At 76.5% G+C, this 20,777-nt stretch carries 18 protein-coding genes; 9 read left to right on the forward strand and 9 right to left on the reverse strand.

Annotated features, from left to right (window positions below):
* The first annotated feature begins 134 nt into the window (after positions 1–134).
* Complete coding sequence (locus ACFYYT_RS01560; RefSeq protein ID WP_351825853.1) at positions 135–833, forward strand: TetR/AcrR family transcriptional regulator; 699 nt, start codon at positions 135–137, stop codon at positions 831–833.
* A gap of 203 nt (positions 834–1,036) precedes the next feature.
* The gene (locus tag ACFYYT_RS01565) at positions 1,037–2,080 is read left to right on the forward strand and encodes a spherulation-specific family 4 protein (RefSeq protein WP_388606747.1); all 1,044 of its coding nucleotides are present in this window, start codon (positions 1,037–1,039) and stop codon (positions 2,078–2,080) included.
* Between the two features lie 74 nt (positions 2,081–2,154).
* Here the strand turns inward: ACFYYT_RS01565 and ACFYYT_RS01570 are convergent, their stop codons facing one another.
* Positions 2,155–2,898, reverse strand: a complete 744-nt coding sequence (locus ACFYYT_RS01570) for a maleylpyruvate isomerase family mycothiol-dependent enzyme (RefSeq protein WP_351829641.1) — start codon at positions 2,896–2,898, stop codon at positions 2,155–2,157.
* Positions 2,899–2,935: 37 nt separating this feature from the next.
* Here ACFYYT_RS01570 and ACFYYT_RS01575 point away from each other — a divergent pair, with 37 nt between their 5' ends.
* Positions 2,936–3,610, forward strand: a complete 675-nt coding sequence (locus ACFYYT_RS01575; protein ID WP_351829638.1) for an alpha-ketoglutarate-dependent dioxygenase AlkB — start codon at positions 2,936–2,938, stop codon at positions 3,608–3,610.
* Between the two features lie 41 nt (positions 3,611–3,651).
* Positions 3,652–4,974 carry an ROK family protein gene (locus tag ACFYYT_RS01580; protein WP_351829636.1) on the forward strand — a complete coding sequence of 441 codons (1,323 nt, stop codon included), beginning with the start codon at positions 3,652–3,654 and terminating at the stop codon, positions 4,972–4,974.
* Between the two features lie 99 nt (positions 4,975–5,073).
* Here ACFYYT_RS01580 and ACFYYT_RS01585 read toward each other — a convergent pair whose 3' ends face one another.
* On the reverse strand, positions 5,074–5,619 hold the full coding sequence (locus ACFYYT_RS01585) for an ATP-binding protein (RefSeq protein ID WP_351829635.1): 546 nt from the start codon (positions 5,617–5,619) through the stop codon (positions 5,074–5,076).
* A gap of 197 nt (positions 5,620–5,816) precedes the next feature.
* Between ACFYYT_RS01585 and ACFYYT_RS01590 the strand changes: the two genes are divergently transcribed.
* A complete protein-coding gene (locus tag ACFYYT_RS01590) occupies positions 5,817–6,992 on the forward strand; it encodes a PLP-dependent cysteine synthase family protein (RefSeq protein WP_388606750.1) in 1,176 nt (391 codons plus the stop codon).
* A 66-nt stretch (positions 6,993–7,058) separates the two neighbouring features.
* Here the strand turns inward: ACFYYT_RS01590 and ACFYYT_RS01595 are convergent, their stop codons facing one another.
* Positions 7,059–7,547: an SRPBCC family protein gene (locus tag ACFYYT_RS01595; RefSeq protein ID WP_351829634.1), complete on the reverse strand. Its 489-nt coding sequence runs from the start codon at positions 7,545–7,547 to the stop codon at positions 7,059–7,061.
* Between the two features lie 228 nt (positions 7,548–7,775).
* Here ACFYYT_RS01595 and ACFYYT_RS01600 point away from each other — a divergent pair, with 228 nt between their 5' ends.
* Complete coding sequence (locus ACFYYT_RS01600; RefSeq protein ID WP_351829632.1) at positions 7,776–10,256, forward strand: hypothetical protein; 2,481 nt, start codon at positions 7,776–7,778, stop codon at positions 10,254–10,256.
* On the opposite strand, the gene ACFYYT_RS01605 is transcribed toward ACFYYT_RS01600, so the two are convergent.
* The 5 genes from ACFYYT_RS01605 to ACFYYT_RS01625 form a co-directional block, all read right to left on the reverse strand.
* Entirely contained in the window at positions 10,207–12,675 is a 2,469-nt protein-coding gene (locus tag ACFYYT_RS01605) for a right-handed parallel beta-helix repeat-containing protein (RefSeq protein WP_351829630.1), read from the reverse strand. The two genes, ACFYYT_RS01600 and ACFYYT_RS01605, sit on opposite strands and share 50 nt — an antisense overlap.
* A gap of 133 nt (positions 12,676–12,808) precedes the next feature.
* Entirely contained in the window at positions 12,809–13,420 is a 612-nt protein-coding gene (locus ACFYYT_RS01610; protein ID WP_351829627.1) for a hypothetical protein, read from the reverse strand.
* A gap of 282 nt (positions 13,421–13,702) precedes the next feature.
* On the reverse strand, positions 13,703–14,530 hold the full coding sequence (locus tag ACFYYT_RS01615; RefSeq protein WP_351829625.1) for an MOSC N-terminal beta barrel domain-containing protein: 828 nt from the start codon (positions 14,528–14,530) through the stop codon (positions 13,703–13,705).
* 73 nt (positions 14,531–14,603) lie between these two features.
* Complete coding sequence (locus ACFYYT_RS01620; RefSeq protein WP_351829623.1) at positions 14,604–15,131, reverse strand: DUF6643 family protein; 528 nt, start codon at positions 15,129–15,131, stop codon at positions 14,604–14,606.
* Between the two features lie 271 nt (positions 15,132–15,402).
* The gene (locus ACFYYT_RS01625) at positions 15,403–16,620 is read right to left on the reverse strand and encodes a glycosyltransferase (protein WP_351829620.1); all 1,218 of its coding nucleotides are present in this window, start codon (positions 16,618–16,620) and stop codon (positions 15,403–15,405) included.
* A gap of 106 nt (positions 16,621–16,726) precedes the next feature.
* On the opposite strand from ACFYYT_RS01625, the gene ACFYYT_RS01630 reads away from it, so the two are divergent.
* Together ACFYYT_RS01630 and ACFYYT_RS01635 are read left to right on the forward strand one after the other, a co-directional pair.
* Positions 16,727–17,527 (forward strand): aspartate/glutamate racemase family protein, encoded by an 801-nt coding sequence (locus tag ACFYYT_RS01630; protein ID WP_351829617.1) that lies wholly within the window; start codon positions 16,727–16,729, stop codon positions 17,525–17,527.
* 172 nt (positions 17,528–17,699) lie between these two features.
* Positions 17,700–18,995: a hypothetical protein gene (locus ACFYYT_RS01635; RefSeq protein ID WP_351829614.1), complete on the forward strand. Its 1,296-nt coding sequence runs from the start codon at positions 17,700–17,702 to the stop codon at positions 18,993–18,995.
* A gap of 28 nt (positions 18,996–19,023) precedes the next feature.
* Here ACFYYT_RS01635 and ACFYYT_RS01640 read toward each other — a convergent pair whose 3' ends face one another.
* Positions 19,024–19,989: an ADP-ribosylglycohydrolase family protein gene (locus ACFYYT_RS01640; RefSeq protein ID WP_351829611.1), complete on the reverse strand. Its 966-nt coding sequence runs from the start codon at positions 19,987–19,989 to the stop codon at positions 19,024–19,026.
* A gap of 233 nt (positions 19,990–20,222) precedes the next feature.
* Here ACFYYT_RS01640 and ACFYYT_RS01645 point away from each other — a divergent pair, with 233 nt between their 5' ends.
* The gene (locus ACFYYT_RS01645; RefSeq protein ID WP_351829609.1) at positions 20,223–20,738 is read left to right on the forward strand and encodes a hypothetical protein; all 516 of its coding nucleotides are present in this window, start codon (positions 20,223–20,225) and stop codon (positions 20,736–20,738) included.
* Positions 20,739–20,777: the final 39 nt, after the last annotated feature.

Raw genomic sequence — 20,777 nt, forward strand, 5'->3', positions numbered from 1 at the left:
GGACCGGGAGAGCGGTGCTCTCGCTTGAGAACAGTGTGCACGGATCGCCGCACCAAAACAAGAGCAGTGCTCTCGCATCAGAGCGGCGATCCTGTCTTTGTGCACTGCTCCAGCCTTATGGCACCCTGAGGCCCATGAGCACCGTGCGAGGGGCCAGGGAACGGGCCCGCATCGAGGTCACCGCCGCCATCAAGGACGAGGCGCGCCGCGCCCTGGCCGCCGAAGGCGCCGCCAAACTCTCGCTGCGCGCCGTCGCGCGCGAGCTGGGCATGGTCTCCTCCGCCCTCTACCGCTACTTCCCGAGCCGCGACGAGCTGCTCACGGCGCTGATCATCGACGCCTACGACAGCCTCGGCGCCGCCGCCGAGGCGGCCGACGCGGCCGCCCTCACCGCCGGGGATCCGCCCCGTGCCCGCTGGACCGCGGTCTGCCGGGCGGTCCGCGCCTGGGCCCTGGCCCACCCCCACGAGTACGCGCTCGTCTACGGATCCCCGGTCCCCGGGTACAGCGCGCCGCCGGACACCATCGGCCCGGCCTCCCGGGTCGCCTTCGTCCTCATCGGCATCCTCCGCGCCGCCCACGCCGGCCGCGGCCTCGCCCTGCCGCCGCTGCCCGCCCCCCTGCGTCCCGAAGCCACCCGGATGGCCGCGGACTTCGCCGAGGGGCTGCCGCCCGAGGTGGCCGCCGCCCTCGTCGCCGCCTGGGCGCAGCTCGTCGGGCTCGTCTCCGCCGAGCTGTTCGGCCAGTTCAACCGGGTCGTCGAGGAGCGGGACGCGTTCTTCGCGCACGCCGCGGACCAACTGGCGCACGCGGTGGGGCTGCCCGCCGTCTGAGGGGCGCCGGGCGGTGCGCCGGGGCGGTGCGCCGGGGTGCGGGCGGCGTCCGTCCGGGACGGCCCGTCCGGCGGCCCATCAGATGACGAGGTGACAAGTCGCTTGTCTGTTCCTCCCATCAATGTGGGTGGTTCGCCTTTCACCGACTTGCCGCGCGTCTACTGTTCGTCGGGTCGCCCCCCCGCCCGCCCGGAGGAACAGCCATGTCCCGCGCCCGCGCCGTGAAGGCCCTGTACGCCGCCCTGGCGACGTGGTTGCTCGCCGCCTGCGCGCCCGCCGTGACGGGCCCGCCCGAGGCGCCCCGCGGCGCGCGCAGCCCGGCCGCGTCCTCCGCCGCGACCGCCGCGCCCGCGCCCGTACCCGCGTCGGCCCCGGTCCCCGCGCCCGTCCCCGCCGCGAGCGCCGCCCCGGCCCCCGCGCCCAGACCCCGGGCGCCGGGCGTACGGGGCCTGGACATAGCCGTGCCGGCCTACGTCTGGGCGGGCGACCGGCTCCTGGCCGACCTCACCGCCGCCGGCCCGGCGGCCTCCGTCGTCGTCCTCAACCCCGGCAACGGCGACGCCCCCTTCGACGCCGCCTGGCGGGCCCGCGCGGACGCGCTGCGCGCCGGGACCACCGCCACCGGCGAGCGGACCAAGGTCCTCGGCTACGTCCACACCGACCACGGCGACCGGGACCCGGCCGCCGTGCAGGCCTCCGTCGACAACTACCTCAAGCCCGCCGGTGACACCGGTGGCCGCCTCCACGTCGACGGCATCTTCTTCGACGTCGTCAGCCGCGACTGCGGCCCCGGCAACGCCACCCGGGACCGTTACGCCGCACTGCGCCGCTACGTCCAGGAGACGATGAACGCCGTGGCCCCGGGCGCCGACGAGCTCGTCGTCGACAACCCCGGCACGGCCATCGCCTCCTGCTACCTCGAACCGGGCCACCGCACGGCCGACGTCTTCGTCACCTTCGAGGACTCCTACGCCGCCTACACCTCCACCGGCTGGCTCGGCGGCAACGTGTTCGACCCCGCCGGCGACTACCGCCCGGGCACCGAACTCGACCCGGCCGGCACCGCGTTCTGGCACCTCGTGCACGACGTCCCCGACGAGGAGGCGATGCGCACCACCCTGAGCACCGCCTTCGCCCGCGGCGCCGGTTACGCGTACGCGACCAGCGCGGCCATGCCCAACCCCTGGAACGCCGCACCCGAGTGGGAGTTCAGCCCCCAGACCCGCTACGCGGCCACCCTCGGCTGAGGCCCGTGGCGATGGCCGCCCCCGCCCCCGCCCCCGGAGCCGAAGTTGCCGTCGCCGTGAGGAAGCCCGCGCCGTCAGACGCGGCCGGTCTCCTGCCACAGCGCGGCCAGCGAGGCGTCGCCCGACACGCCCGGCCCGGCCAGCGGGATCCGGTTCCACAGGGCCGCGTACAGCCAGGCCGCCTCACCGGTCAGATCGCAGTCCGCCGCGTCCCCGGTGTCCCCGACCACCGTGCGGGCGGGTTCCCGCGACAGGTGCACCGTCCACACCGCCCCGGTGTCCGCCGCCCGCACGCGCAGCGTCTTCGGCTCCTCGGTACGCACCCGGCTGCGCGGCCGGGCGTGGAAGCCGGTCAGCAGCTCGTCCACCCCGTCCTCCGCGAACTCCGGGCCCACCGGCGTGCAGGCCGGCCCCAGCGCGGACTCGGCGTCGAAGCGGTGCACGGTCGTCTCGTGGGCCTGCCGGCGGGCCCAGAACGCCAGCGCCGAGGGCGCCGCCGTCGGCAGGAAGGTCCAGCACACCAGGTCCGCCGGCGCCTCCGTCAGGACCCGGACCAGCTCCGCGTGGCCCTCCCGGAACCAGGCCAGCAGCTCCGCCCCGGCCAGCTCGGGGGCGTCCGGGAACGGCACCGGGTCCACCAGGGCGCCCGCCACGAATCCGGTGGCCCAGCGGTGCACCGCGCCCGTGTGCCGCAGCAGGTCGCTCACCCGCCACCCCGGACACGTCGGCACCGGTGCCTCCGTACCCGCCCGCCCGGCCGCCTCGGCGAGCAGCCGGCCCTCCCGGTCGAGCGTCTCCACGTATTCGATGATCTTCATACCGCGAGTCTGCCAGCGCCGCCGCGACAATGGAGGGGTGGACGGAGAACTGTTCCCGCGCGAGCGGGCCGAGATCGCACCCGGCGCCGTGCACCTGCCCGACTGGCTCGGGCCCAGGCGCCAGCGGGAGCTGCTCGCGGCCTGCCGGGAATGGGCCCGGCCGCCCGCCGGACTGCGCACCGTCCGCACCCCGGGAGGCGGGACGATGACCGCCCGGCAGGTGTGCCTCGGACTGCACTGGTACCCGTACGGATACGCGCGGACCGCCGTCGACGGCGACGGGGCTCCCGTGAAACCGATGCCCGGCTGGCTCGCCGAGCTGGGCCGGCGGGCCGTCGCCGACGCCGGAGCCGTCGCCGGTGCCGCCGCCGGGACCCTGGAGCCCGGGGAGGAGTACGACATCGCCCTGGTCAACTTCTACGGCGGCGACTCCCGGATGGGCATGCACCGGGACGCCGAGGAGCGCTCCGCCGCCCCGGTCGTCTCGCTCAGCCTGGGGGACACCTGCCTCTTCCGCTTCGGCAACACCGTCTCGCGCGGCCGCCCGTACCGGGACGTCGAGCTGCGCAGCGGGGACCTGTTCGTCTTCGGCGGCCCGGGCCGGCTGGCCTTCCACGGGGTGCCGAAGGTCCTGCCCGGCACCGGGCCGCCCGGCCTGGGACTGACCGGGCGGCTGAACATCACACTGCGGGTCGGCGGTCTCGGCCCGTAGCCGGGCGCCCGACACCTCCCGATCATGCGAGGATCCATCTCATGAACGGCAACGGGGCCCCGCCGCGGGTGGGGGATGTGACCACGGTGTCCACGGCTGCGGCCACGGCTGCGGCTGAGGCGACGGCTCCGGATTCGGCCTCGGCGGCCGCCTCGGCCTCGGCGCGGACCAAGCTGGAGCGCGGCCGGGGCGCGCTCGGCCCGGCGCTGGAGCTGGTCCACACCGGCCGCGCCCCCACGCGCGCGGTCCTGACGGCCGAGCTGGGCGTCACCCGCGCCACCGCCGGCGCCGTCGCCGCGGAACTGGAGGCGCTCGGCCTGATCCGCGTCGACTCCCGCCCCGGCGGCGCCGGCGGAGCGCAGGGCCGCCCCTCGCACCGGCTGGCCGTCGACGAGAACGGACCGGTGGCGCTGGCCGCGCAGGTGCACCCGGACGGGTTCCGGGCGGCCCTGGTCGGCCTCGGCGGCCGGATCGTGGCGACGGCACCCGGCAAGGTCACCGTCTCCGCCGACCCCGCCCAGGTGCTCGGCGCGGTCGTCGAGGCGGGCGCCGCCCTGCTCGCCGAATCCGGACGGCGCTGCGTCGGGGCGGGCCTCGCCGTCCCCTCGGCGGTCGCGGAGCCCGAGGGCACGGCGCTCAACCCGCTGCACCTGGCCTGGCCGGCCGGCTCTCCCGTACGGGCCATCTTCGCGCAGTGCGTGAAGGCGGCCGGGATCGACGGACCGGCCCTGACCGGCAACGACGTCAACCTGGCCGCCCTGGCCGAGCACCGGCACGGGGCGGGGCGCAGCGCGCAGCACCTGCTGTGCGTGGCGACCGGCCACCGGGGCGTGGGCGGGGCGCTGGTCCTGGACGGCCGGCTGCACAGCGGGAGCGCGGGCCTGGCCCTGGAGGTCGGCCACCTCACCGTCAACCCGGAGGGACGCGCCTGCCACTGCGGGAGCCGCGGCTGCCTGGACGTGGAGGCCGACCCGCTGGCCTTCCTGACCACGGCGGGCCGTACCCCCGGCCCGGAGGTCTCGCTGCTCCAGCAGGCCCGTGACCTGCTGCGCACCGAGTACGCGGAGCCCGGCGTGCGCGCCGCCGCCGAGGAGCTCATCGACCGGCTCGGGCTGGGCCTGGCGGGCCTGGTCAACATCCTGAACCCGGACCGGATCATCCTCGGCGGCCTCCACCGGGAGCTGCTGCACGCCGATCCGGAGCGGCTGCGCGCGGTCGTCGCGGACCGCAGCCTGTGGGGGCGCAGCGGGGGCGTACCGATCCTGCCGTGCACCCTCGACCACAACAGCCTGGTCGGCGCGGCCGAGCTGGCCTGGCAGCCGGTGCTGGACGACCCGCTCGGGGCCCTGGGCGCGGCTGCCTGACCGGCGGGTCCGCCACGGCTTCCGGTACGCGGGCCCGCGCGGCGGCGCCGGGTACCGGACGCGGCCGCCGCGGGGCGGCGCGCCCGGGCCTCCGGGGGGTCAGCCGGGCCCGGTGCCGACCGGGACGGCCACCGGCACGCTGTCGCGGCCGGCCCGCGCGTCCACGGCGGCGAGCACCGGCCGGGCGGCCTCCCGTACCGGCTTGTTCACGCCGATACGGACCGTGGCGGCCGGGGCGGCCGGGGCGGGGGCGGCCCGTAGCGAGAACCACACCACCTTGCCGGGCCCGTCCGGCTGCGGCCGGACCCCCCAGGCCTCGCTCACGGCCTCCACCAGCGCCAGCCCGCGCCCGCTCGTCTCCAGCGTGCCGGCCTGCCGCAGTACGGGCAGCCGGGGATCGCTGTCGCGGACCGAGACGGTCAGCCGCCCCAGGCGGAGTTCGATCTCGACCGTGCAGACCTTGTCGGGCTGCGCGTGGCGGTGGACATTGCTGAGCAGTTCCGTCACGCCGAGCGCAGCCCGGTCTATGAGCGGGTCGAGCTGCCAGTGGCGCAGTTGCGCGGAAACGATTCTGCGGACCTGGCCGATCCGCCCGGGCAAGGCCTGCAGTTCGACCACGCAGTGCCTGCGGGAATGACTGATCACGGCTGCGACTCCCCGACATCAGTGTTACGGGTGCTGCACCCTCGGTAGCGCACCACCAGAGTCACCCACGGTGGCGCCGCCTGCAACCGAGCGCGACCGAAAGCGATCCGCATAGAAACCCAAAGTAACCATTTGTGCAGGTGGGAGGGGTACATTGCGAAAGCAGGGGGTCAGGGACCGACAAAGGAGCAAGGCGCATGAGCACCACCGGCACCACCGGTACGACAGCCGCGGGCGCGGCCCCGGCCGGGGCCGCGGGCACGGTCATGACGACGGTCGACGTCGACCACAGCGACGCCGACTACCGCGCCTGGCTCAAGGAAGCCGTGCGCAAGGTCCAGGCGGACGCCAACCGCTCCGCCGACACGCACCTGCTGCGCTTCCCGCTCCCCGAGGCCTGGGGCATCGACCTCTACCTGAAGGACGAGTCCACGCACCCGACGGGCTCCCTCAAGCACCGCCTGGCCCGCTCGCTGTTCCTGTACGCGCTCTGCAACGGCTGGGTCCGCCCGGGCCGCCCCGTCATCGAGGCCTCCAGCGGCTCCACCGCCGTCTCCGAGGCCTACTTCGCCAAGCTGATCGGCGTCCCGTTCATCGCGGTGATGCCGAGGACCACCAGCCCGGAGAAGTGCCGCCTCATCGAATTCCACGGCGGCGAATGCCACTTCGTCGACGACCCGATGAAGATGTACGAGGAGTCCGCGGACCTGGCCGCCCGCACCGGCGGCCACTACATGGACCAGTTCACCTACGCCGAGCGGGCCACCGACTGGCGCGGCAACAACAACATCGCCGAGTCGATGTACCAGCAGCTGCGCCTGGAGCGGTACCCGGAACCCACCTGGATCGTGGCCACCGCCGGCACCGGCGGCACCTCCGCGACCATCGCGCGCTACGTGCACTACATGCAGCACGACACCCGCATCTGCGTCCCGGACCCGGAGAACTCCTGTTTCTTCGACGGCTGGACCCGCAACGACCCGCACGCCAGCAGTGACTGCGGCTCGCGCATCGAGGGCATCGGCCGGCCGCGGATGGAGCCGAGCTTCGTGCCGGGCGCCATCGACCGCATGATGCGGGTGCCGGACGCGGCGTCCGTCGCCGCCTGCCGCGCCCTGGAGCAGGCCATAGGGCGCAAGGCGGGCGGCTCCACCGGCACCGGACTGTGGAGCGCGCTGAAGATCGTCTCCGAGATGGTGTCGGAGGGGCGCACGGGCAGCGTCGTCACCCTGCTCTGCGACCCGGGCGACCGCTACCTCGACAAGTACTACTCCGACGAGTGGCTGGCGGCGCAGGGCCTCGACATCGCCCCGTACGCGACGACCCTGCGGACCCTCCTGGAGACGGGGGAGTGGCGCGAGCCGGGGGCCTGAGCCCGCGGTCGTCCGCCAGCCGGCCGCCGGGGCCGCTGGGGTTGCCGGGGCCGCCGGGGCGTCGCGTCAGACGCGGCCGGCGGCCGCCAGGCGGGCGTCGAGAGCACGCACCGCCGTGCGGAAGGAGTGGCCGAGGGCCGGCCGCGCGGCGGTGAGCGCCAGGCGGAAGACGGCCGGGCCGTCGGCCGCGAAGGTCCAGCGCACGAGCGTGCCGGAGGAGTCGGCCGTCGGCATGAGGCGCCACTCCTCCAACAGGGCCCGCAGGCCCGGCGCGTTGGTCTCGTCGACCCGGTAGGCGTAGCGCAGCCCGTGATCGGCGGCCATGACCGTCTCCTGGAAGCGGACGCCGCCCGCCAGCCGCACCTCCCGTCCCGCGCCGCCGCGGGTGGGCCGGGCCAGGGTCACGGCCCCGAACCAGTCCGGCCAGCCGGTCACCTCCTCGGCGAGCGCCCGGTACACGGCCCCGGGCCCGGCCGAGACCCGGGCCCCGAAGACCAGGCGGACGGGGGCGTCGTCGGCGAAACCCAGCCCCACGGGTCGGAGTCGGCGGGTCATGGGGGTACCTCCTGGGTGCGACGGGTGCGACGGGTGCGACGGGTGCGACGGGTGCGACGGGTGCGGCGGGTCGGCAGCGCGGGTCGGGCAGGCCGGGCGGCCGGTCTCGGGGGCGCGACGCCACCGGTCGGGGCGCGTGCCGCGCCACCCTAGCTGGCCGCCCGTCAGATGTCCCCGCCGGTACGGGTTCACACGCAAGGGGCCTGGCCGGCGGGACCGTCGGGCGGGATGCTGGAGGGGCCGCCCCGCGCCCCACCCCCCCACACCCGCGGAGGCCCCGTGCCGGATCCGCTGTCCCTCGAACTCCTCGTCCACGGAGTCGCCGGAGCCCCTCCCGGGGAGCTGCTCCGGGACCCCCACCCCGTCCGCGTCACCGGCGACTCCACCGCCGCCGTGTTCCGCCGCGCCGAGGACGCCGACGCCGAGGCCCACCCCGGGCGTTACGCCGGCCGTCCCGTGCGCGAGGCCTACTGCTGGTCCCGGCTCACCTCCGGCAACGGCGCCCGCGCCCTGTGGCTGCTGCTCCTGCCCTTCATGGTGGTCAACCTCGCCCACTGGGCCCGGCCCGCCGCCCCGGCCGGCGCCGAGGCCGCGCCCCGGGCGGTGCGTACGTACGGGCTCCTCGTCCGGGTCCTCGCCCTCAGCCTCACCGTGCTGCTGGTCGCCGCCGCCTGCGAGGTCGCCCTCGATCTGCTCGCCTGGCAGTGCGCGGGCAACCCGGCCTGCACCGCGTCCCGTTCCTGGCTCGGCTTCGCGGAGCCCGGCCGCTGGTGGGGCCAGCCCGGGCGGCGCCTCGCGCTCGGCGCCCTGGTCCCGGCCGCCCTGACCGGCCTGCTCTGGTACCTCTCGAACCGCACCTGGAGCGCCTACGAGTCCCAGCCGCCCCCCGCCGCCGAGCCCGACGGCGGGGCTCCCGTCGGCGGGGCGGGAGCCGTCGGCGGGGCGGGAGCCGGCGGGGCTGGAGCCGACCGCGAGCCGGCGGGCCCGCTCGGGCGCCCCGGCTTCTGGTACGGCCGGCGCATCGTGGCCCGGCTGCGGGCCGCCCACACCGCCGCCGGGCTGCTCACCGTCGCGGTGGCCGTCGCCGCGCCCACCGTGCGCTACGACCGGGCCTCCGCCGCCACCGCCCCGGCACTGCGCGCCACGGGCTGGGCCGTCGGGGCGCTGCTCGCCGCCGGGGCCGTCACCGTGCTGTGGGTCGTCTGCCGGCGCGGCCGCAGCGAGGCCCGGCCCGACCACCGGCTCGACCGGGCCGCGATCACCCTGCTGCCCGGCGGGGCCCTCGCCCTGCTGGCCGCCGTCCTCCTCTACGCGGGCTGGTCCCGCCCCGGCTGGGTGGCGGCCGGGCGGCTCCCGGGGGACTTCACCTTCGGGGTGCTGATGCTCGGTCAGGGCGGCTGCGTGCTGGCCCTCGCCCTCGTCGCCCGCCGTCTGCACCGCGGCGCGCCCCACACCGGAGCCGCCCTGCGGGGCCTGGGCGGCCCCGCCGTCGCCATGCTCGGCTGCGCCCTCGGCGGGGTCATGTCCGGCGGGGTGGCCCAGCGCGTCGCCGACTGGATCGACGGCGGCGCCACCCCCGGCATGCCGCCCGGGGCCGCGTTCCCCGGGCCGCCCGTGCTGCTGTCCTGGCAGGCCGCCGTCCTGCCGCCGCTGCTGATCGCCCTCGGGCTGCTCGCCGCCGGGGTGGGCTCCCGCGCCGCCCTCGTGCGGCGCCGGATCGCCGCCACCGTCGCCGCCGAGTACCCCGGGGAGCCGCCCGACGCCGACCGCAGCCGCCGGATCGCCGGGGCGCGGGCCGCCGCCGCGCTCACCGACTCCGCGCCCTGGTTCGTGGGGGCCGTCTCCGGGATCACCCTGCTGCTCGGCGCCGGCGCCCTCGCCGGGGCCTGGCTCAGCGGCCGGGTTCCGGGGGAGGCCGCCCGGGGCACCCAGCCGCTGCTGGCGGCCGCCGCCCGCGCCGCCCAGGACACCGGCTCATGGCTGATCGGCATCGGCATCGCCGCCTTCGCGGCCTGGGGCCGCCGCGCCTACCGCGACCCGGCGGCCCGCCGCACCATAGGCATCCTCTGGGACGTCGGCACCTTCTGGCCCCGCGCCGCCCACCCCTTCGCCCCGCCCTGCTACGCCGAGCGGGCCGTGCCCGACCTGGCCTGGCGGATGACCGCCTGGACCGCCCGTACCGGCGGCCGCCTCGTCATCTCCGGGCACTCCCAGGGCAGCGTCCTCGCGGCCGCCGCCGTCTGGCAGCTGCCGCCCGCCACACGCCGCCGCGTCGCGCTGCTGACCTACGGATCCCCGCTGGCCCGGCTCTACGGGCGCTGGTTCCCCGACTGCTTCGGCCCCGGGCCGCTCGCCGCCCTGCACCGGGACCTCGACTGCTGGCGCAACCTCTGGCGGTCCACCGACCCCATCGGCGGCCCCATCGGCGGCCCGGTGGGCGCGGGCCCCGGGGAGCGGGAGCCGGTGGACCGGGGCCCCCTGCGCGATCCGCTCGCCTACGGGCGCAGCCCCCGCCACCCGCTGCCCGCGCCGATCCTCCGCCACGGCGACTACCAGGCCGATCCTGCCTTCGACGCCGAACGCGACGCACTGCTGGCACGGCTGGCCGCCGCCGCGCGGGCCGACGTACACGACACGAGGGACCTTCCCGGCCCGCGGGTCAGTGCGCCGCGGCCGGAGCGGGCAGATCCGCCGGGAACAGGAGCGTGAGGTCGTCCGTGCTCGGCTCGGCCAGCTGCGCGACCCGCCCCGCGTGCCGTTCCACCATCGACTCGAAGGTCTGGCGCGCGGTGCGGCCGTTGCCGAACGCCGGGCCCTTCGGCAGCTCCGTGAAGTACGCCAGCAGCGCCTCCCCGGTGCCCTCGCCCAGCCGGTACTCGTGCTCCTCCGCCTGCTGTTCCACGATCCGCAGCAGCTCCCGCGGCCCGTAGTCGCCGAAGGTGATGGTGCGGGAGAAGCGTGAGGCCACCCCCGGATTGACCGTCAGGAAGCGGTCCATCTCCTCCGTGTACCCGGCGACGATCACCACCACCGCCTCCCGGTGGTCCTCCATCAGCTTCACCAGCGTGTCGATCGCCTCGCGGCCGAAGTCGCGCCCCGAGTCCTCCGGCGCCAGCGCGTACGCCTCGTCGATGAACAGCACCCCGCCGCGCGCCCGGTCGAAGGCCTCCTGCGTACGGATCGCCGTGGACCCGATGTGCTCGCCGACCAGGTCCACCCGGGACACCTCCACCAGGTGGCCGCGCTCCAGCACCCCGAGGGAGGCCAGGATCTCCCCGTACAGCCGGGCGACCGTGGTCTTGCCGGTGCCGGGGGAGCCCGTGAACACCAGGTGGCGGCGGACCGAGGCGGCCTTCAGGCCCGCCTGCTGCCGTCTGCGGCCGACCTCGATCATGTCGGTGAGGGCCCGCACCTCGCGCTTGACGCTGTCCAGGCCCACCAGCGCGTCCAGCTGCCCCAGCACCTCGCCCGAACCCCGGGCCGCGGGCGGCCCCGCGGCGGCGCCGGAGCCGTCGGCGGCCGGCGGTCCGGGCGGGGCCGCGGACCGCTGCCCGGGTACCCCGTCGGCCCGGTCCGCGAGGCCCTGCGCGGCCGTCACCGTACGGATCCCGGGCTGCGCCCCCGCCCCGGCGCCGGCCGCCGCCTGGGCGGCGAGGCGGGTACCGGACTCGTCGCTGGTGCACTCCTCGGCGAGCGGGCCGTCCTCCGCGAACTCGTAGCCCCCGCGCGCGCAGCGCTCGGTGTGGCAGCGGGTGAGGGTGGTCCGGCAGCCGTCGATGACGTGGAAGCCGAAGCCGGAACTGCCGCTCACCCGGCAGGCCGTGAAGGTGCCCCGGCCGCCCGCCGACACGTAGAAACCGGCCTCGGCGGGGGAGCTGACCGTGCACCGCTCCAGCACCGGATCGGCGCCCTTGGTGACGATCACGCCCGTCTGCACGCCGTCGATGGTGCAGTTGGCGAGGGTGCCGCCGCTGCCGTGGTCACGGAACCACGCCCCCGTGCCCGCCTCGCGGATGCGGCAGTCGTCGAGCTGCGCGCTCGCGCCGTCGCTGACCGAGACGGCCGTGTTGCGGACCTGCGAGAGGTCGCTGTCGACGACGTCGACGCGCGAACCGCGGTCCAGCACGAACAGCGCGTCGGGCACGTCGTGCACCCGGCAGGAGTCCAGGGAGGCGCTCGCCCCGTCGCTGATCCACACCGCCGGGTAGTCCCCCGTACTGTCGTGGATCTCGCAGGACTCGGCATCGACCCGGGTCCCCGGGTCCCACACCGACAGCCCGTTGCGCCCGAACCGGCGGACCGTGGTGCGGCTGAGCGTCAGCACCGAACGGGAACGCAGGTCCACCGCGTTCTCCGGGATGTCGTGGATGTCGCAGCCCGCGAGGGTGAGTACGGCGTCGGTGTCGAGGGTGACCCCGTCGGCCGAAGTGCGGTGCACCGAGCAGTCGGTGAGCCGGGCCACGGCGCGCGCCGCGATCTGCACCCCGGTGCCCTTGATCTCGTACACCTCGCAGCCCAGCGCCTCCAGGCCCGAGCCGTCGCCGGTCACCGCGATGCCCGCGCCCGTGGAGTGGTGGATCCGGCAGCGCTCCAGCCGGGGGTGTCCGCCGCGCACCGACACGCCGGCCTGCCCGGCGGCCACCACCTCGCACTCCTCGAACACCCCGCCGCCGCCGTCCAGGACGGAGATCCCGACCCCGGCCGGATTCTCCACCGTGCACCGGCGGACCAGCGGCCGGGCCCCGCCGCGCACCTCGATGCCGGCCGCGGAACGGGTGTGCACCCGCAGGTCGCTGAGCTCGGGACAGCCGTCCTCCACGAGCAGCGCGGGCGCCGCCCGGTCCGCGCCCTCCAGGTAGAGGTCCTGGACCACCGCAGAGGCGCGCACCGTCAGCGCGACCCCGTCGAGCGGGGCGATCCGCACCGACCCGGCGACGGCACCCTCCGGCCCGCGCAGGGTGACGGCATGCCGCAGGACCAGGTTCTCCCGGTAGGTGCCGGGGGCGATGGACAGCACGTCGCCGTCGCCCGCGACGGCGAGCGCGGCGCTCAGCGTCGGATACTCACCGGAACGCCGCCGCCACCGCGAGGCCCCGCCGTGCGTCACCTGGACCGTGCCCTGAGCCATGGCGTTGTCGTGCCCCCACCCTCGTACTCGCGTTGTCGAAGCGGCCGGAGCGGCGAGAGCCGCACGGTGCGGCCGGAGCGCCGACCGGCCTCCGGCCCCACCGTAGCGCGCGCGGGGCCGGTGAGTTGCCAGGTCAGCTGCCCGCGCCCGCCCGGCCCCAGTCGGGTCCGGCCGCGGCCCACGCACGGTCCAGACGGATGTACCGCCGATGCATGAGCCGGCGTACGACGAGCCGCCGGACCGTCTCCGCCAGCGCGGCCGCGGTGAGCGCCGCGGCCAGGCCCGCCGCGCCCGCGTGGAAGGAGGCGGCGGCCGGGTCGAGCGGCTGCCCCACCAGCCGCCCCTCGATGTCGGTCCATATGCGGAACCGCTCCCCGGGCCGGGGCGGTTCCTGCGCCGCCGGGACCGTGCCCCGGTGGCTGCTGCCGTCCGGCGCCGTCCACGAGGCCACGACCGGGGTCCGCTCCGGGGCCTGCCGCTGCGCGCCGGGATCCGTGGCCGCCCCGGCGACCGGTCCCGGCGCCGGGGCCACCACCACCGCCGGGACGAGATACCGCTCGTGCCGCTGCTCGCGCGCGGCCCGCTGTAGCGTGCCGTCCACCCTCAGGCCCGCCGCGCAGCCGACGGCCGGGGCCACCAGCAGCACGCACACGAGCGCCGCGAAGGCCACCCACGCCTCGAAGAGGTCGGTCGGCCGGCGTAGCGGATTGCGCCGCCAACGCCACACTCCCATTGCTGTTCGCACGGTCCCGGCTCCCCCTACTTGCGCCGCCATCCGTCTGCCTGCGCGTTCCAGCCTTCCGCATGTCCGGTGAACGCGCATTCCGGGACATGCGGGACGAGTGTCACCCGATCCGGTGTTGCCGGTCGCGGTGCGTGGTCACCCGTCCGCATGCTCCAACGGCCCCGCGTGGCCCGTTGGTTCCTGTGGACGCCCGGAGCCCCTCGAAGGTGTTGTTCCACCTTGCTTCCGCCCGCCGTGGTCAGTGGCGTGCGGTCCCGGCCGGGCGCCGCGGGGCGCCCGCGCTCACTCCAGGACGCGCACCTCGTCGCCCACCCGCACCGTGCCCAGCACCACCGGCACCAGCTGCCGCCCGAAGGCGAGCGACTTGCCGATCCTGCGGTGCGCGGCCAGGGTCTTCAGCGGCTCGCGGCCGCGCAGGGCCGTCTCCTGGTCGGTGGTGGTCACGATGCAGCGCCCGCACTCGCGCACGCCCCGGAAGACGGCGTCGCCGACCGCGACGCGCCGCCAGCCGTCCTCGGCCCAGGCCGGCGCCGGACCGCCGACCACCAGGCTCGGGCGGAAGCGGTTCATGGGCAGCGGCCCCTCCTGGGGGTGGTCGCCCCGGGCGATCAGCGCGTTCAGGGCGTCCAGGGAGGCGGTGGTGGTCAGCAGCAGCGGATAGGCGTCGGCGAGGCTGACCGTTTCGCCGGGCAGGGCGTAGTCGGGGTCCACGGGCCGGCGCACGGCCGGATCGTCGAGGTGGACCAGCCGCGCGGGCTGCCCGAGGTAGGCGCTGAACCAGTCGGCGGCGGTGCGCGCCGCGAGGACCGTCTCGATCTTCTTGCCGAACAGGACGGCCGGTTCCAGGGGGCCCGGTTCCGGCACGTCCACGGCCAGGTCCGCCATGCCCGGCGCGGACAGCAGGACGCGCCCGCCGTCGAGCGGGCGCGCCGAAGCCAGCGCGAGGCGCGCCTGCTGGCGTTGGGTGATGACCGTGCCCGCCGGGTCGACCACGGCCCACCGGCGGTCGCCGGCCAGCCCCCAGGGCTCCACGGCCACCTCGTCGGGAGCGGTCCCCGCCACCGATTTGACGGGATGGACGTGGAGCGACTGGACGTACAGGTTCGACATGGACTCCATGGTGCCAGCCGCCCGCGCCGGACTCCCAGCGCATTGCGCGCGGGGCGCGGTGGCCGGGGGCCCGTCAGTAGCCGCGCCCCTGGTACTGGCGGCCGTACGGGTCCTCGTACGAGGGCACCTGCGCGGGCGTCGGCACCGGCCGCGGGGCCGCCGGGCGCATGGCCTCGTACCCGGTGCCGGCCGCGACGGGCCGTGGCTGCTGGGGCTGGGGCTGGGGAACGTATCCCGCGCGGGCGGCCATCGGCTGCTGCTGCGGGATGTACGGCGCGGGCGCGGCCTGGAGCGGCACCGGCATCTGCATGGGCTGCTGCTGCGGGGCGGTCTGCTGCGGGTACGCGTACCCGTACCCCGGGCCGCCCTGCTGCTGCGGCATGGAGGGCGCGGCCGGCAGGGCGGGCAGCGCGGACGGCAGGGCCGGCAGGTAACCACCGCTCGAGTAACCGGCACTGGGGGACTCGTACGCGGCCGGAACGCGGATCGGGGCGATCTGCGGGGTGCCGCGTTCGGCGACGAGGGAGTCGTAGATGGGGGTGTCCGTGAAGGAGGGCGCGGAGTAGTAACCGCCGCCATAAGTGGAGCGGGGGGAGGTCATGGGACCTAAGTTAAGCCCACGACTTCACCGGGTCCATAGCGAGGTGCCGTCAACACCGCCCTGACCTGCATATTCGCAGGTCAGGGCCTCAGCTTTCACTTGGCGTTCACCTGCACGATTCACCACTTGCGTCCCGTCTTGTTCCTACTCGTACTCACCGGTTGGGTGTTGCACCTATCTGCCGCTGACGCAGCGTCACAATGCGGTGACCTCGGATGACGTCCCCTCAGCCCGGGCGCGGCCGGGCTGAGCTACCGGCCGAGCAGCCCGTTCAGGCGTCGGTCGGGCGGCCGTAGGTGCGCCCCTTCCACGCGGCGCCGCGCCCCCGGTAGTGCCGCACCGCGGAGTCCACGGTCATCAGCAGGTACAGCAGGGCCGTAAGCGGAAGCAGCGCGGCGAGGACCGCGGGCTGGCGGTAGTAGCGCAGCATCGGCAGGTACGTGCCCGCCATCAGCAGCCAGGCCAGCCCGCCGGCCCAGGCCACCGCAGGCCGCCCGGCCGCGAGACCCGCCAGCAGCGCGCCCGGCGGCACCAGGTAGACGAGGACCAGCCCCGCCACCGTCCCCGCCAGCAGCATCGGCCGGTGGCGCAGTTGGGCGTACGCGCTGCGCGACACCATCCGCCACAGGTCCCCGAGCGCGGGGTACGGGCGCACGCTGTCCACCCGCTCCGCCAGCCCGAGCCAGATCCGCCCCCCGGAGCGCTGGACCGCGCGCGCCAGGGAGACGTCGTCGATGACGGCCTGGCGGATCGAGTCGGGGATCCCGGCCCGGACCGCCGCCCCGGTGCGCAGCAGGACGCAGCCGCCCGCGGCCGCCGCGGTCCGGGCGGCGGGACGGTTGATCCGGCGGAAGGGGTACAACTGGGCGAAGAAGTATACGAACGCCGGTACCACGAGCCGTTCCCACGGGCTGACGACGCGCAGCCGGGCCATCTGGGAGACGAGGTCGAGGCCGGCGGAGGTCGCCGCGGCCACCAGCTCGCGCAGGCTGTCGGGCTCGTGCGCGATGTCGGCGTCGGTGAGCAGCAGGAACTCCGGCGCGCCCGCCCCGGCCTCCTCGCCGGGACCGGCGCTCCCGTCGACGCGGGCGGGGAAGAGACCGGCACGGGCGTGGGCGATGCCGTGGCGCAGGGCCCACAGCTTGCCCGTCCACCCGGGCGGCGGGTCCCTGGGGGAGACGACGGTCAGCGGCAGCCCCGGCTGCTCGGCGGCCAGGCACGCGGCGAGGTCGGCGGTGCCGTCGGTGCTGCCGTCGTCGACGAGGACGATCCGCGCCTCGCCGGGATAGTCCTGCGCGAGCAGGGACGGCAGGCTGAGCGGGAGCACCCCGGCCTCGTCCCGGGCCGGTACGACGATGGCGACGGAGGGCCAGCGGGCGGGGGCGGTGCGCGGCGGGAGACGGACGTCGGTGCGCCAGAACATGCCCTGGGCGAGGGTCAGCCAGAGCCAGGCGGCGAGGGAGGCGTAGGCGGCGATGAGGAGGCCCATGCCCGCAGTGTGCCGAACCCCGAGAGCCCTGTCGCCCACCTCGCCGGTGCGGCGCGATCGGCCCGGACGGGGTGGGCCGGCCGCCCCGGTCGATTAAGGTGACCAGGTGAAGATCGCCCTGATGGACTCCGGAATCGGCCTCCTCGCTGCGGCCGCCGCCACGCGCCGGCTGCGGCCGGACGCCGATCTGCTGCTGTCCTCGGATCCCGACGGGATGCCCTGGGGGCCGCGCACGCCCGCCGACCTGACCGAACGGGCCCGCGCCGTCGCACGGGCCGCCGCCGCGCTGCGCCCCGAGGCGCTGATCGTGGCCTGCAACACCGCCTCCGTGCACTCCCTGGAGACCCTGCGCGGCGAACTGGAGCCCGGCATCCCCGTCATCGGGACGGTGCCCGCGATCAAGCCCGCCGCGGCCGCCGGCGGCCGCGTGGCGATCTGGGCCACCCCCGCCACCACCGGCAGCCCCTACCAGCGCGGGCTGATCCGCGACTTCGCCGCCGGGGTCCCGGTCACCGAAGTGCCCTGCCCCGGTCTCGCCGACGCCGTCGAGGCCTGCGACGAAGCCGCCGTCGTGCGCGCCGTCGCCGCCGCGGCGGCGCTCACCCCGCCCGACGTCACCGACGTGGTGCTCGGCTGCACCCACTACGAGCTGGTCGTGGAGCCGATCCGGGCCGCGCTGGCCGCCCGTACCGGCGGCGCCGCGCTGAGGTACCACGGCTCCGCCGAAGCCGTCGCCGTCCAGGCCCTGCGCCGCATCGGAGCCGAGCCCGCGCCGGGGCTGCCCCGTACCGGCGGGCTGACCGTCCTGCACAGCGGCCGGACGTCCACGCTGCCGCGGGCCGCCCTCGGATACGCCGAAGGCAGGCTGCTGGCGGGACACGAGCACGAAGTCCCCGTGGGCCTGTAGGGACCCGGGTCCCCGGGTCCCCGGGGGTGAGGGCGCGGTGTGGGCGAGGCAGCCGCGGCCGCCCTCCGAGTCCCTCCCGTCACCCGTGTCACGGGCCGGGCCGTGCCGGACCGTGCCGGACCGTGACGAAATCTCCGTTCCCCCCTGCCCGGCGCCCTCGCATACTGGCCGCGTGACTGCCTACGCCAAGCACCTGCCCGCGGGGGCGACACCGGCAAGTGGCATGGCCCCGTGGGGAGTTGAGGCGGCCGCCCGTTGGCGCGGCGCGCGCCCGCCCGCCGTCTTCGCCCCCGGCCCCGGAAGCCGGCTCCTCGCCGTCCTCGTCGCCGCCTCCCTCACGCTGATCCTCTGGAACGAGGCCCCCGGCCCGGCCGGCGGCACCGCCTGGCGGGCCTACCCCGACGCGGTCGTGCTGGTGGCCCTGCCGCTCTGGTACCGGTTCCTGCCGGGCGCGGCCGCCGTGTCCGCCGCGCTGCTCGCCGTGGAGGCGGCCGTCGCCCTCCCGGGGACCGCCGGTTCCGACGCCGCCGCCCGGACCGGGCTGGTCCTCGTGTGCCTGCTGTCGCTGTGGGCGCTGGCCGGGGCGCTCCTGCGCCTGCGGGCCCGGCGCGCGCAGGCCCGGCTCGCCCTGGCCGCGGCCGGCCCGGCCCGGTACCCGCTCCCGCGGCTGCTGCCCCCCGGGCACGACCGGCGCGGCAACATGCCCCTGCTGACCGGCGGCTTCCTCTGCCTCGTCGGCGCGTGCATCCTCCTCGACGGGATCCTCGGCGACCTCGGCGGCCGGGCCCCGTACGACGCCGTCGGCCAGCAGCGCGTCGCCCTGCCCCTGCTGGTCGCCGGCGCCACGCTGCTGGGCCGGGGCTGGACGGCCGACCTGGCCGCGCGGCGGCTGCACCGGGAGCCGCAGCCCGCGCTGGTGGTCGGCGTACGGGTGGCGCCGTCCGGGCACTTCTGGCTCTACCCGGACGCCGACTCGCCCGCCGGGACGCCCCTGATCGGCTACCGGCCGGGCCGCGGGGACACGCGGGACGGCGTACGGCTGCTGGCCCGGGCGGTGGACGGGCGCTACCCGCGCGGACTGCACGACATCGACGCCCGGGCCGAGCCCTTCGAAGCGGTGGTCCACGGCCCGCTCCACGAGGGCGCCGAGATCGTCGTCGAGTACGCCGTCCACGGCGGGGGCGGCATCTCGGCCGGCGTCGCGGCGGCCCCGCTGCTGCCGAGGCTCCGGTCGGGGCTGGACGGGTGGGTCCCGGCCGGGGTCTCCCACCGGGAGACGCAGGAGCGGCGCCGGGAGCGCGCCCGTACGTACGCGCCGCCGCCACCGCCGCCCAAACGGCGCTCGGCGACCACCCACGGCACGGCGGCCGCCACCGGCACGGGCGCCGCGACCACCGGCGGCGGCTGTGGCGGCGACGGCGGGTGCGGCTCGGGCTGCGGCGGTTGCGGGGGCTGCGGCTGCGGCTGACCCACCGGGGCCGGCCTGGCCGGACCGGTCAGCGCCGCGGGCCCACGGCCAGGTCCCGGGCCAGGGCGCGCAGGGCCCCCGCGTCCAGGATCCGCGCGGGGGCGCGGCCGCGGACGGGGGCCGGGCCGGGCAGGGGCACGTGCAGCGGGTCCGTCCACCGTGCGGGGACCGCACCGGCCCCGTACACCGCCCCGGCCAGCGTCCCCGTCACCGCCGCCACCGTGTCGGTGTCCCCGCCGAGGTCCACGGCGGCCCGTACGGCCTGCGCGAAGCCGGAGGTCGTCCGCAGCGCCCACACCGCCGAGCCCAGGCACGGCCATACCGCCCCGTTGAACTCGGTGGCCCGCTCCGGATGCCACCCGGGGTCGAGCACGCGGGCCCACCGCTCGCGGTGGGCCGGGTGCACCTCGTCCAGCACCGACGGCAGCGCCGCGAGCGGATCGCCCCCGCCCAGGGCCACCCGTACGAGTTCGTGCAGGACGGCGGTGCCCTCCCAGGCGGCGGCGTCGCCGTGCGTGAGCGCGGCGATCCGCCGGGCGGCGTCCATGGTGGCGGCCCGGCCCGCGGGCGCGAACCAGACGGCCGAGGTGGCGGCGCGCATCAGGGAACAGTTGCCCGCCGCCCGCGCGTTGACCTGGAAGTGCAGGGCGGCGGCCAGGTCCCAGGGCTGCCCGTTGGTCAGCACGTCCTCGGTCTGGAGGCCGATGTCCTTGGGGCCCCAGGCCGCCCACTCCTGGAACCGCCGGAAGACGTCAGGGAGTTCGAGCCCGCCGTGGGCGAGGAGCGACTCCCCGAGGAGGACCGCCATCTGCGTGTCGTCGGTCGCCTCGCCCGGGTCCCAGCCGCCGCCCCCGCGCATCTCCTCGCCCCGCGCCGACAACAGGCCCGCCGGGCCGAACTCGTACGGCGCGCCGAGCGCGTCCCCGGCCGCCGAGCCCAGCACCGCCCCCACGGCCCGTTCCAGCCACTGCGCCGAGCCGTCGTCACGCTTCACGCGTTCCCCTTCCCCCACACCCGCACCCGGCCGTCCACGTTCCCCTCGCCCGGCAGGTCCCGTCGCGGTTCCCGCAGACGGGGGGCTCCTCCCGCACGACGTCGAGCCTGCCGCAGGCGGGGCGGCGCCGGAAGAGCCCCTCGCGGGTGACGCGTCCGGCCCCCGCAGGCGTCCGTGCGCCGACTGGCCGAAGCCGGGTGGTGGGGGAGCGGAACGTGGGTACGCTGCTGGACATGACGGTTCACCCCCCTGGTCCGCTCTGGACGGGCCGGGCCTCCAACCGGGTGCAGTGGCTGCTCGCCGCGGCCGGTGCCGCCTGCCTCGCGCTCGGCATCGAGCTCGCCGTCGACAACGCCTGGACCTCCGGCATGGTGCCCCTGCTCATGTCCGTGATCGGCTGCCTCGCGGCCGGGCTGCTCATCCTCTTCGGCACCCTCGCCTTCGTGCACGTGCAGGTCACCGTCGACTCCGAGAACCTCGACGTCCGCTGCGGGCACATCGGACTGCCGCGCCGCACGATCCGGCTCTCCGAGGTCACCGCCGCCGAGTTCCGGCCCCGCATCACCCCGCAGCAGTGGGGCGGCTGGGGCTACCGCTGGCGCCCCGAGAAGGGGACCGCGATCATCGTCCGGCGCGGTGAGGGCGTCGAGCTGCGGCTCGGCGACGGCAAGCTGTTCACGGTCACCGTCGACGACGCCGAGAACGCCGTCCGCGTCATCCGCACCCACCTGCGCGCCCTCGCCCGCTAGCCCGTCGCGCCGAACCGCTCCGCCGGCCGTCCCGCCGAA

The sequence above is a fragment of the Streptomyces sp. NPDC002032 genome (assembly GCF_042890765.1).
Classification (GTDB): Bacteria; Actinomycetota; Actinomycetes; order Streptomycetales; family Streptomycetaceae; genus Streptomyces.

Excerpts from the sequence above, each read along its gene's own strand:
- ACFYYT_RS01560 (WP_351825853.1), top strand. The coding sequence starts at position 135 with ATGAGCACCGTGCGAGGGGCCAGGGAACGGGCCCGCATCGAGGTCACC.
- ACFYYT_RS01565 (WP_388606747.1), top strand. The coding sequence starts at position 1,037 with ATGTCCCGCGCCCGCGCCGTGAAGGCCCTGTACGCCGCCCTGGCGACG.
- ACFYYT_RS01570 (WP_351829641.1), bottom strand. The coding sequence starts at position 2,898 with ATGAAGATCATCGAATACGTGGAGACGCTCGACCGGGAGGGCCGGCTG.
- ACFYYT_RS01580 (WP_351829636.1), top strand. The coding sequence starts at position 3,652 with ATGAACGGCAACGGGGCCCCGCCGCGGGTGGGGGATGTGACCACGGTG.
- ACFYYT_RS01590 (WP_388606750.1), top strand. The coding sequence starts at position 5,817 with ATGAGCACCACCGGCACCACCGGTACGACAGCCGCGGGCGCGGCCCCG.
- ACFYYT_RS01595 (WP_351829634.1), bottom strand. The coding sequence starts at position 7,547 with ATGACCCGCCGACTCCGACCCGTGGGGCTGGGTTTCGCCGACGACGCC.
- ACFYYT_RS01600 (WP_351829632.1), top strand. The coding sequence starts at position 7,776 with ATGCTGGAGGGGCCGCCCCGCGCCCCACCCCCCCACACCCGCGGAGGC.
- ACFYYT_RS01605 (WP_351829630.1), bottom strand. The coding sequence starts at position 12,675 with ATGGCTCAGGGCACGGTCCAGGTGACGCACGGCGGGGCCTCGCGGTGG.
- ACFYYT_RS01615 (WP_351829625.1), bottom strand. The coding sequence starts at position 14,530 with ATGTCGAACCTGTACGTCCAGTCGCTCCACGTCCATCCCGTCAAATCG.
- ACFYYT_RS01620 (WP_351829623.1), bottom strand. The coding sequence starts at position 15,131 with ATGACCTCCCCCCGCTCCACTTATGGCGGCGGTTACTACTCCGCGCCC.
- ACFYYT_RS01625 (WP_351829620.1), bottom strand. The coding sequence starts at position 16,620 with ATGGGCCTCCTCATCGCCGCCTACGCCTCCCTCGCCGCCTGGCTCTGG.
- ACFYYT_RS01645 (WP_351829609.1), top strand. The coding sequence starts at position 20,223 with ATGACGGTTCACCCCCCTGGTCCGCTCTGGACGGGCCGGGCCTCCAAC.